Source organism: Streptomyces sp. NPDC056948 (assembly GCF_042674225.1).
GTDB lineage: Bacteria > Actinomycetota > Actinomycetes > Streptomycetales > Streptomycetaceae > Streptomyces > Streptomyces purpurascens.
Map to the genome: position 1 here is coordinate 1 of NZ_JBHUQX010000338.1, position 10,645 is coordinate 10,645.

Below are 10,645 nucleotides of genomic sequence, written 5' to 3' on the forward strand. Positions count from 1 at the left end.
ACACCCAGTGTCGAGCCGGCCCTTCCGTGCTGGCGAGGTGGTCAGTCCGTGCCCGACTCCATCGCCGCGCGGTCCAGCCACGCGTCCTCTTCGGAGACCTCGCCGCGGGAGGCGATGACCTCGGCGCCGCCCTCGGGCAGCTCCGGCATGGTGCCGATGAGGCCGGTCGCGGCCGCCTGCGAGGCGCCGATCGTGGGGCTGCCGGTGCCGATCAGGCCGATGCCGGCGTACTGCTCCAGCTTGGCGCGCGAGTCGGCGATGTCGAGGTTGCGCATGGTGAGCTGGCCGATCCGGTCCACCGGGCCGAACGCCGAGTCCTCGGTGCGCTCCATGGACAGCTTGTCCGGGTGGTAGCTGAACGCCGGGCCGGTCGTGTCGAGGATCGAGTAGTCCTCACCGCGCCGCAGCCGCAGCGTCACCTCGCCGGTGACGGCCGCGCCCACCCAGCGCTGCAGCGACTCGCGGATCATCAGCGCCTGCGGGTCCAGCCAGCGGCCCTCGTACATCAGCCGGCCGAGCCGCCGTCCCTCGGCGTGGTACTGGGCGAGGGTGTCCTCGTTGTGGATCGCGTTGACCAGCCGCTCGTAGGCCGTGTACAGCAGGGCCATGCCGGGCGCCTCGTAGATGCCGCGGCTCTTGGCCTCGATGATCCGGTTCTCGATCTGGTCCGACATGCCCAGGCCGTGCCGGCCGCCGATGGCGTTGGCCTCCATGACCAGGTCGACGGGGGAGGCGAACTCCTTGCCGTTGATCGTCACCGGGCGGCCCTGCTCGAAGCCGATCGTCACGTCCTCGGTGGCGATCTCGACCTCGGGGTCCCAGAACCGGACGCCCATGATGGGCTCGACGGTCTCGACGCCGGTGTCCAGGTGCTCCAGGGTCTTGGCCTCGTGGGTGGCGCCCCAGATGTTGGCGTCGGTGGAGTACGCCTTCTCCGTGCTGTCCCGGTAGGGCAGCCCGTGGGCGAGCAGCCACTCCGACATCTCCTTGCGGCCGCCGAGCTCGGTCACGAAGGCCGCGTCCAGCCAGGGCTTGTAGATCCGCAGGTGCGGGTTGGCGAGCAGGCCATAGCGGTAGAACCGCTCGATGTCGTTGCCCTTGAAGGTCGAGCCGTCGCCCCAGATCTGGACGTTGTCCTCGAGCATCGCCCGGACCAGGAGCGTGCCGGTGACGGCACGGCCGAGCGGCGTGGTGTTGAAGTACGCCCGCCCGCCCGAGCGGATGTGGAACGCGCCGCAGGTCAGCGCGGCCAGGCCCTCCTCGACCAGCGCCGCACGGCAGTCGACCAGGCGCGCGATCTCGGCACCGTAGGTCTTCGCACGGCCGGGCACCGAGGCGATGTCGGGCTCGTCGTACTGGCCGATGTCGGCGGTGTAGGTGCACGGGACGGCACCCTTGTCGCGCATCCACGCGACCGCGACGGAGGTGTCGAGACCGCCCGAGAAGGCGATGCCGACGCGCTCGCCGGCGGGCAGGGAGGTGAGGACCTTGGACATGGGAAGAGTATGTATCATCACGCATAATCATGCAAGTAGCTTGCATGGGATTCCGGCCGGGGGGTCCGTGGGCTCGCCCCGCGCCGGCCTGAATCAGCTCAGAATGTGTCCTGCTCGGAGCTCCCGAGTGCCCCGAGAATCCGCTCGGCGGCCAAGGTCGGCGTCAACTCGCCGTCCCTGACCCGCTGTTCGAGGGACGGTGCCAGTGCCCGGACCGCCGGGTCGGCCCGCAGGCGGCCGAGGAGTTCGTCGCGGACCATGGTCCAGGTCCAGTCGACCTGCTGGTCACGGCGCTTCGCGGCGAGGCGGCCGGTCGAGTCCAGCAGGGTGCGGTGCTGTTCGAGGCGCTCCCACACCGTGTCCAGACCGGCCGACTCGCGGGCGCTGCAGCTCAGCACGGGCGGGGTCCAGGCCGCGTCCTTGCCGTGCATCAGGCGCAGCGCGCCCGCCAGCTCACGCGCGGCGGCCCGGGCGTCGCGCTCGTGCGGACCGTCCGCCTTGTTGACGGCGATCACATCGGCCAGCTCCAGCACGCCCTTCTTGATGCCCTGGAGCTGATCGCCCGTGCGGGCGAGGGTGAGCAGCAGGAAGGAGTCGACCATGTTCGCGACCGCGGTCTCGGACTGGCCGACACCGACCGTCTCCACCAGGATCACGTCGTAGCCGGCCGCCTCCATCACCACGATCGACTCACGGGTCGCCTTGGCCACTCCGCCCAGCGTGCCCGCCGTGGGGGAGGGGCGGACGAACGCCGCCGGATCCACGGCCAGGCGTTCCATCCGGGTCTTGTCGCCGAGGATCGAGCCGCCGGTACGGCTGGAGGAGGGGTCGACCGCCAGGACGGCCACCCGGTACCCGAGCGAGGTCAGCAGCGTGCCGAACGCGTCGATGAACGTCGACTTGCCCACGCCCGGCACCCCGCTGACGCCGATCCGCCGGGCCCGCCCGCTGTGCGGCAGCAGCTCGGTCAGCAACTCCTGGGCCGGCGCCCGGTGCTGGGGCCGGGTCGACTCGACGAGCGTGATGGCGCGGGCGATGATCGCCCGCTTCCCGTCGAGTACGCCCTTCGCGTACGCGTCGACATCGATCACAGCTCGTGCCCGAGGTCGGTCGCCAGCCCCTTCACCAGGTCGTACGCCGCGTCCGGGATCACCGTCCCGGGCGGGAAGACGGCCGCCGCGCCCATCTCCAGCAGCGTGGGCACGTCCTGCGGCGGGATCACCCCGCCGACCACGATCATGATGTCCTCGCGCCCCTCCTCGGCGAGCTCCTCGCGCAACGCCGGCACGAGGGTGAGGTGACCGGCCGCAAGCGACGAGACGCCGACGATGTGCACATCCGCCTCGACGGCCTGCCGGGCCACCTCGGCGGGGGTCTGGAACAGCGGGCCGACGTCCACGTCGAAGCCGAGGTCGGCGAAGGCGGTGGCGATCACCTTCTGGCCTCGGTCGTGGCCGTCCTGACCCATCTTGGCGACCAGGATGCGCGGACGGCGGCCCTCGGCCTCCTCGAAGTCGGACACGAGGGTGCGGGTGCGGTCCACGGACGGGGACTCCCCGGCTTCGTTGCGGTACACGCCGGTGATGGTACGGATCTGGCTCGCGTGCCGCCCGTACACCTTCTCCAGGGCGTCGGAGATCTCCCCGACGGTGGCCTTGGCACGGGCGGCGTTCACTGCGAGCTCCAGCAGGTTGCCCTCGCCCCCGGCGGCCCGGGTCAGCGCGTCCAGCGCGTCCCGGCAGGCCCTCTCGTCCCGCTCCTCGCGCAGCCGCCGCAGCTTCTCGACCTGCTGGGCCCGCACCGAGGAGTTGTCGACCTTGAGCACGTCGATCTGCTCGTCGCTCTCGACCCGGTACTTGTTGACGCCGATGACCGGCTGGCGCCCGGAGTCGATCCGGGCCTGGGTGCGGGCCGCGGCCTCCTCGATGCGCAGCTTGGGAATGCCCGCGTCGATGGCCTTGGCCATGCCGCCGGCGGCCTCGACCTCCTGGATGTGCTGCCAGGCGCGCCGCGCGAGGTCGTACGTCAGCTTCTCGACGTACGCGCTGCCGCCCCACGGGTCGATCACGCGGGTCGTGCCGGACTCCTGCTGGAGCAGAAGCTGCGTGTTGCGGGCGATACGCGCAGAGAAGTCCGTAGGCAGCGCGAGGGCCTCGTCGAGGGCGTTGGTGTGCAGCGACTGCGTGTGCCCCTGGGTCGCCGCCATGGCCTCGACGCAGGTGCGCGTCACATTGTTGAACACGTCCTGCGCGGTCAGCGACCAGCCCGAGGTCTGCGAATGGGTGCGCAGGGAAAGGGACTTGGCGTTCTGCGGGTCGAACTGCCTCACCAGCTTCGCCCACAGCAGGCGCGCCGCCCGCAGCTTGGCGACCTCCATGAAGAAGTTCATGCCGATCGCCCAGAAGAACGACAGCCGGGGCGCGAACGCGTCCACGTCCAGGCCCGCTTCACGCCCCGCGCGGATGTACTCGACGCCGTCCGCGAGCGTGTACGCCAGCTCCAGGTCGGCCGTCGCACCGGCCTCCTGGATGTGGTAGCCGGAGATGGAGATGGAGTTGTAGCGCGGCATCCGCTGCGAGGTGTACGCGAAGATGTCGGAGATGATCCGCATCGACGGCGACGGCGGATAGATGTAGGTGTTGCGGACCATGAACTCCTTGAGGATGTCGTTCTGGATGGTCCCGGCCAGCTTCTCGGGCGGTACGCCCTGTTCCTCCGCCGCCACGATGTACAGCGCCAGCACCGGCAGCACGGCGCCGTTCATCGTCATCGACACGGTCATCTTGTCCAGCGGGATGCCGTCGAACAACTGGCGCATGTCGTAGATCGAGTCGATCGCCACACCCGCCATGCCGACGTCACCGGTCACCCGCGGGTGGTCGCTGTCGTAGCCGCGGTGCGTGGGCAGGTCGAAGGCGATCGACAGACCCTTCTGGCCGGCCGCGAGGTTGCGCCGGTAGAAGGCGTTCGACTCCTGGGCCGTGGAGAAACCGGCGTACTGGCGGATCGTCCAGGGCTGGTTGACGTACATCGTCGGGTACGGGCCGCGCAGATACGGCGCCTGACCCGGGCGCGTGTCCAGGAAGTCCAGGCCCTCCAGGTCACGGCCGGTGTACAGCGGCTTGACCGCGATGCCCTCCGGGGTCTCCCAGAGCAGGTCGTCCCCGCCGGACGCGTTCTTGACCGCCGTACGCCACTCGTCGGGCCCGCCGTCGGCGGCCGGGGTGCCCAGTTCGATCCCGGAGAAGTCGGGGATTCCCATCAGGACACTCCCATGCGGTCGAGGGTGGCGGACAGCACGGCGACGGCGTCACAGCCCGCGAAGACGTACGAGTCGACACCGGGGTGGTTCCCCGGCCGCCCGGCGAGCAACACCTGCGCGGCGCCGGCGGCCTTGAGCTGCCCGGCCACCGCCTCCGCCCGCTCCTCGTACAGGGCGTCACTGGAGCACAGCACGGCCTCGCTCGCGCCGCTCTCCTCGAAGGTGCCTTCTGTGACGGGCTCGATGCCGCCCGCCTGGAAGAGGTTCGAGGCGAAGGTCAGGCGTGCGGTGTGGGCCGCGGCCGGGCCGATCGCGGCCAGGAAGATCCGGGGCCGGGAGCCGGTCGCCGCGAGGTGGGCGTCGGAGCGGGCGCGCAGCCCCTCGTACGCCTCGTCGCGGCGCACCCGCGGCAGCCCGCCGGACCGCGGCCCGGGAGCCGGCTCGCGGACGACCGGCTTCTCGGTGATGTGGGGGAACTCGCTGACGCCGGTGATGGGTTCGCGCCGCTTGGCGAGCTTCCCGCTCCGGGCCGCCCAGGTGTCGGCGAGGTCCTGGCCGAGGTCGCCCGACCGCAGGGCGGCCGCCTGGCCGCCGAGCCGTTCGATCCGCCGGAAGAACTCCCAGCCCGCCTGGGCGAGTTCGTCGGTGAGGCGTTCCACGTACCAGGAGCCGCCCGCCGGGTCGATCACCCGGGACAGGTGCGACTCCTCGATGAGGATCGTGGAGGTGTTGCGGGCGATACGGCGGGCGAACGCGTCCGGCAGGCCGAGCGCGTGGTCGAAGGGCAGCACGGTGACCGAGTCGGCCCCGCCCGCCCCAGCGGCCAGCGTCGCGATGGTCGTGCGCAGCATGTTCACCCACGGGTCGCGGCGCGTCATCATCACCGGTGAGGTGACGACGTGCTGGAGCTGTGCCCCCGCGCGCGGGGCCCCGCAGGCCTCGGCGACCCTCGCCCAGAGCCGGCGCGCGGCCCGCAGCTTGGCGATCGTCAGGAACTGGTCGGCGGTCGCCGCGTACCGGAACTCGAGCTGCGCGCAGGCCTGTTCGACGCTCAGCCCCGCCTCGGTCAGCTCCCGCAGATACGCCACCGCCGTGGCCAGCGAGCAGCCCAGCTCCTGGGCGGCCGAACCGCCGGCCTCGTGGTACGGCAGCGCGTCCACGGTCAGTGCCCGCAGCCCCGGGTACTCCTCGGCGCACAGCCGCGCGAGATCCGCCACCGGCGCGACGTCGTCACCCTGCCCCGTACGGGCCTCGTGGCCGAGGGGGTCCGCGCCGAGGTTGCCGCGTGCCACGTCCCGGGCGACGCCCCGCTCCTCGTACAGCCGCAGCAGCTCCCGGGCGGCGGGCTCGGTCTCGCGCCCCGCGTCGAGGACGACGGGTGCCAGGTCGAGGTAGACGCCGTCGAGGACCGCGCCGAGGGCCGGCACCGGAATGCCGTCCTCGCCCACGGTCAGCCAGAGGGAGGAGACCCCGTTCTCCAGGTCCGCGAGCACCGCGGTGCCGTCGGCCGTCGTGTGCCGCTGCCGTACGTCCCAGCCGCCGACCGTGTTCCCCTCGGCACGGCCGCCACGCACAAAGGGCGCGAACCCGGGGAAACCAGGCTCGGGGGCGTGGTCGCGCGCGGTGTAGAGGGGCCGGGTGCGCAACCCGTCCTCCAGGGCGGTGGACAGGGCTTCTTCGGCCTCGGCTCCCTCGACGTCCTTGCCCGATTTGCGCAGCACACCCGCCACAAGGCGCTGCCACTGCTCATGGGGCACATCAGGGAACTCGCCGGCCAGCTCAAGCCCGTCGTCAGGCAGGACCGTCATGCTCGGATGTTAGGCCACGTTAACGAAGGAGCAGCAGTGGGCACGGCTGTGACCTTGCCCTCTCCCAGACTGTGGCCTCGGTCTCCATGCCCCGGACGGCGTTCACGCCGGTGTCGTGACCTGGTCCCCGGACCCTCGCAACGCCTGGTAGACGGACCACACCACGGCCACCAGCGGTACGGCCACCACGGCGCCGATCACGCCCGCCGCGACCGCTCCGCCGACGACCGCCAGGGCCACCACCACCGGGTGCAGGCGGACGGCCCAGCTCATCACGATGGGGTGCAGGAGATGACCCTCGATCTGCCCGATGATCACGATCAGGGCCACCACCACCAGGGCGACGATCGGTCCCTTCGACGCCAGCGCGACGACGGCCGCGACCGCCAGGGCGATCGGTGAGCCGATCAAGGGGATGAAGGCGGCCAGGAACTCCAGCAGCGCCAGCGGCATGGCGAGCGGCACCCCGAGAGCGAACAGGGCGATGCCCACGAGGACCGCGTTGGTCGCCGCCACCAGCAGGATGCCGTGCGTGTAGCCGGTGAAGGTCCGCCAGGCGGCCCGGCCCGCGACCGTGACATGCTGCCGTGCCCCGTCGGGGAGTTGGTCGCACAGCCACCGCCACTGCCGTTCGCCGGAGTGCGTGAAGAAGACCGCGCAGAACAGGGCCAGCGCCAGCACGGTCAGCACCTCCAGCAGCCGGCTCGCGCCGCTGAGCGCCGTACTGATGAGGGTCGAGCGATGGCTCGACAGGAGCCGGCCGATCCGGGACTGGAGATCGGCGAAGGCGTCCGCGGGCAGCCGGAACGGCGGCTCCTCCAACTGGCGCTCGATCCGGTCGATCCCCGCCACGAACTCCCGCTCCAGTCCGCGGCGCTGATCCGCCACGGTCTCACCCACCAGGGCCAGCGCGCCGAGGACGAGGACGATGCCGCCGACGATCGCGACGGCGACCGCGAGCGGCCTGGGCATGAACCGGGCCAGCAGACCGGCCGCGGGGCGGAGCACGGCGGCGATGACGAGGCCCAGGAAGACGGCGACGGCGATCCGGTGAAACTGCCCCAGCACGGAGAAGGCGACGCGGACGACGATGCCGATGGCGATGATCCGCCAGGCGTACGCGGCCGCGGTCCGCAGCGAGGCCGGAACACGCGGCTCCGCACCGCCCGGGCGTCCGGGCGGCGAGGCGGGCGGTTCGACAGACGCGGCCATCTCATCCCCGTACCACCCACCGCCCGCCGGACAGCGGCGCCGGCCCCGAATTCCCCCGAAGGCCGGTACCGGCCGATGCGGCGTCGGGGAACAAGCACGGGGAAACCGGTCAGGGACCAGCCGTCCGACAAGGAGCGTCCACGCCATGGGTACCGCCGTCCACGTCCCCCAGACCCGGGACATGATCGGAGACGAGCTCTCCGGAGACGAGGCGTTCACCGCCCTGCGCCACTACGGGGGGCTGCGGCTGCTGACCGACTCCTTCGCGCGGTTCCGCTACGCGGACGGCTTCAGCAACGCGCGGGCCCTCGCCTTCCAGGTGGTGCTGGGACTGGTTCCGTGCACCGTGGCGCTCGTCGGGCTGGCCACGTCGGTGCACACCGAGGGTGTGGGCCGGATCATCGAGCTCACGCTCGGCCGGATCGTGCCGGGTGCCAGCGCCGAGATCGTCGAGGACGCCTTCGCGGGGACGCGGCGCACCGCTCACGGCGACGTCTGGGGCACGCTCGCCCTGTGGCTCGGCCTGGGATTCGCGCTGTTGAACCTCGCCTCGGCCATGGGCCAGATCGAGCGCGGCGCCAACCGTATCTACGGCATCGAGCGCGATCGTCCCTTCCCGCGCAAGTACGCGCGGGGGATCGTTCTCGCGCTCGCCGCCGGTCTGCCCCTGGTACTGGGGTTCGTCGTCCTCGTCGCCGGTGAGGCCGTGGGCGACGCGGTGGCGAAGTCCGCGGGCCGGGAGGGCAGCGGGCCGCAATGGTGGGGTGTGCTCGACATCCCCTTGGGGCTCGCGCTGGCCTGGGTGGCCTCCGCCGTGATCTTCCGCTGGTCGCCCCGCCGCGTCCAGCCCGGCTACACCTGGCTGGCCTTCGGCTCGGCCGTGCACCTGTTGCTGTGGGTGTCGGCCACCTGGCTGCTCGCGCTGTACGTCGAGGAGAGCGGTGCCTTCGGAGCCGTGTACGGACCGCTGACCGCGTTCATCGCCCTGCTGCTGTGGGCCAACCTCACCGGCGTGGCGCTCTTCCTCGGCATCGCGTTCGCCGCCCAGCTGGAAGCCGCCCGCGCCGGCATCGCATCGGCTGTCCGGCCGGACCCCGGGCCGGGCGCGTGACGACACCGGGGCGGCCGCCGCGTCGTCAGCGGCTCGCCGCCGCGGTCACCGTCGCGGGATCCACCCCGGTCAGTTCGACGATGCGGTGCGGTGCCACGCCGGCGGCCAGCGCGCGGGCGATCAGGCCGTCCCGGCCGTCCGCGCAGTCGCGGAAGGCGAGCAGCTCCTCCTCGACCCGGGCGAGCGACCGCGGTGCGTTCAGGTGGCGGACCCGGCTCAGTTCCTCGTCGCCCAGCGGGACGGGCAGCCGTTCCGCTCCCTCGGGGATGGCCGCCGTCTCCTCCGGCGGCAGCAGGCGCAGCCGCGGGGAGGCCGGCGTGCTTCCCTGCGCGTCCAGCCACGCGCGTACCGCGGGAGTCTCCATGCACGCGAGATCGCCGACGGCGGTGGGGGCCACGCCGAGCGGCGCGGACGGGTCGTCAAGCAGGAACAGGTAGGCGTCGTCGGTCATCCTCGGCTCCTTCTCGAGGGGGCTGATCGACTCCCTTTACCCCGCCGAGCCCGGATTACCGCCGGCCCGGCCGTGCCGAGTCGTGTCATCGCGGCCATCGCGGTCACCGTGGCCATTGCGGTCAACGCTGTCATCGCGGCCAGAACCTGTCCGCAAGCCCCGCTACCGTGCTCTCATGGCGAACACCCAGCGGAGCGTCCTCGGTACCCGTGCCCTCAACCGCGCCACCCTCGACCGGCAACTGCTGCTGAACCCCGCCCGGATGTCCGCCGTCGCGGCCGTCAAGCATCTGGTCGGTCTCCAGGCGCAGAACGTCAAGCCTCCGTACTACGCGCTCGCCGCACGCCTCGACGGTTTCGACCCCGAGGCGCTGTCGACGCCGATGGCCGAGCGCGAGGTCGTTCGCATCGTCACGATGCGCTCCACCATCCACACCCACACCGCGGACGACTGCCTCACCCTGAGGCCGCTGGTGCAGCCCGCCAGGGACCGGGAGCTGGTCACCTTCCGCAAGGGGCTCGCCGGTGTCGACCTGGACCGGCTCGCCGATCTCGCCCGGGACCTCGTCGAGGCCGAGCCCCGTACGATGAAGCAGTTGCGCGAGGCCCTGCTCCAGGAATGGCCCGACGCCGACCCGCAGGCCCTGGCGGTCGCCGCCCGCTGCCGACTGCCGCTGGTGCAGGTGACCCCGCGCGGTCTGTGGGGCCGCAGCGGGCAGGTCACTCTCACCACCGCCGGGCACTGGCTCGGCCGCCCGGCCGAACCCGCCCCCACCCCCGACGCGGTCGTCCTGCGCTACCTCGCCGCCTTCGGCCCGGCCTCCGTGAAGGACATGCAGACCTGGGCCGGACTGACCCGCCTGCGGGACGCCTTCGAGCGGCTCCGCCCGCGACTCGTCACCTTCCAGGACGACAACGGCGTCGAGCTCTTCGACCTCCCGGACGCCTCCCGCCCCGACCCGGACACCCCGGCCCCGCCGCGGTTCCTGCCCGAGTTCGACAACCTGCTCCTCTCCCACGCCGACCGCACCCGCGTCGTCCCGCCGGAGCACCGGGGCCGCTCCTGGCAGGGCAACATCGCCTACCGCACGCTCCTCGTCGACGGCTTCCTCTCAGGCCTGTGGCGACTGGAGGACAACGCCCTCGTGATCGAGCCCTTCGACCGGCTCACCAGCGCCCAGCGGGAAGAGGTCACCGCCGAGGGCGAGCGGATGCTGCGCGTGATGCACCCGGAGTCGTCGTACGACATCCGCTTCGGCGTCGTACGGAAATGACGCACCGCACATGGAGAGGGGGCGTTGCGGGC

General features: G+C 71.9%; 8 protein-coding genes. 2 read left to right on the forward strand and 6 right to left on the reverse strand.

What is annotated here, in order from left to right:
• Positions 1–41: 41 nt before the first annotated feature.
• The 5 genes from argG to ACFTZL_RS33135 all read right to left on the reverse strand — a co-directional run bounded on the left by argG (position 42) and on the right by ACFTZL_RS33135 (position 7,778).
• Positions 42–1,496 (reverse strand): argininosuccinate synthase, encoded by a 1,455-nt coding sequence (gene argG / locus ACFTZL_RS33115; RefSeq protein ID WP_382590377.1) that lies wholly within the window; start codon positions 1,494–1,496, stop codon positions 42–44.
• 98 nt (positions 1,497–1,594) lie between these two features.
• On the reverse strand, positions 1,595–2,587 hold the full coding sequence (gene meaB / locus ACFTZL_RS33120; RefSeq protein ID WP_382590379.1) for a methylmalonyl Co-A mutase-associated GTPase MeaB: 993 nt from the start codon (positions 2,585–2,587) through the stop codon (positions 1,595–1,597).
• Positions 2,584–4,758: a methylmalonyl-CoA mutase gene (gene scpA / locus ACFTZL_RS33125; protein ID WP_382590382.1), complete on the reverse strand. Its 2,175-nt coding sequence runs from the start codon at positions 4,756–4,758 to the stop codon at positions 2,584–2,586. The genes meaB and scpA overlap by 4 nt, the downstream gene beginning before the upstream one ends.
• Positions 4,758–6,566, reverse strand: a complete 1,809-nt coding sequence (locus tag ACFTZL_RS33130) for a methylmalonyl-CoA mutase family protein (protein WP_382590385.1) — start codon at positions 6,564–6,566, stop codon at positions 4,758–4,760. The genes scpA and ACFTZL_RS33130 overlap by 1 nt, the downstream gene beginning before the upstream one ends.
• A 102-nt stretch (positions 6,567–6,668) precedes the next feature.
• Positions 6,669–7,778, reverse strand: a complete 1,110-nt coding sequence (locus tag ACFTZL_RS33135; RefSeq protein WP_382590388.1) for an AI-2E family transporter — start codon at positions 7,776–7,778, stop codon at positions 6,669–6,671.
• Positions 7,779–7,923: 145 nt separating this feature from the next.
• On the opposite strand from ACFTZL_RS33135, the gene ACFTZL_RS33140 reads away from it, so the two are divergent.
• Positions 7,924–8,889, forward strand: a complete 966-nt coding sequence (locus ACFTZL_RS33140) for a YihY/virulence factor BrkB family protein (RefSeq protein ID WP_382590390.1) — start codon at positions 7,924–7,926, stop codon at positions 8,887–8,889.
• A gap of 25 nt (positions 8,890–8,914) precedes the next feature.
• Here ACFTZL_RS33140 and ACFTZL_RS33145 read toward each other — a convergent pair whose 3' ends face one another.
• Positions 8,915–9,340: a DUF6003 family protein gene (locus ACFTZL_RS33145; RefSeq protein ID WP_382590393.1), complete on the reverse strand. Its 426-nt coding sequence runs from the start codon at positions 9,338–9,340 to the stop codon at positions 8,915–8,917.
• A gap of 175 nt (positions 9,341–9,515) precedes the next feature.
• Here ACFTZL_RS33145 and ACFTZL_RS33150 point away from each other — a divergent pair, with 175 nt between their 5' ends.
• On the forward strand, positions 9,516–10,613 hold the full coding sequence (locus ACFTZL_RS33150; RefSeq protein WP_382590396.1) for a winged helix DNA-binding domain-containing protein: 1,098 nt from the start codon (positions 9,516–9,518) through the stop codon (positions 10,611–10,613).
• The last annotated feature ends 32 nt before the right edge of the window (positions 10,614–10,645 follow it).

What these genes read in the sequence shown, in the direction of transcription:
- ACFTZL_RS33130 (WP_382590385.1), bottom strand. Translation starts at nt 6,566, where the DNA reads ATGACGGTCCTGCCTGACGACGGGCTTGAGCTGGCCGGCGAGTTCCCT.
- ACFTZL_RS33150 (WP_382590396.1), top strand. Translation starts at nt 9,516, where the DNA reads ATGGCGAACACCCAGCGGAGCGTCCTCGGTACCCGTGCCCTCAACCGC.
- ACFTZL_RS33145 (WP_382590393.1), bottom strand. Translation starts at nt 9,340, where the DNA reads ATGACCGACGACGCCTACCTGTTCCTGCTTGACGACCCGTCCGCGCCG.
- argG (WP_382590377.1), bottom strand. Translation starts at nt 1,496, where the DNA reads ATGTCCAAGGTCCTCACCTCCCTGCCCGCCGGCGAGCGCGTCGGCATC.
- scpA (WP_382590382.1), bottom strand. Translation starts at nt 4,758, where the DNA reads ATGGGAATCCCCGACTTCTCCGGGATCGAACTGGGCACCCCGGCCGCC.
- ACFTZL_RS33140 (WP_382590390.1), top strand. Translation starts at nt 7,924, where the DNA reads ATGGGTACCGCCGTCCACGTCCCCCAGACCCGGGACATGATCGGAGAC.
- ACFTZL_RS33135 (WP_382590388.1), bottom strand. Translation starts at nt 7,778, where the DNA reads ATGGCCGCGTCTGTCGAACCGCCCGCCTCGCCGCCCGGACGCCCGGGC.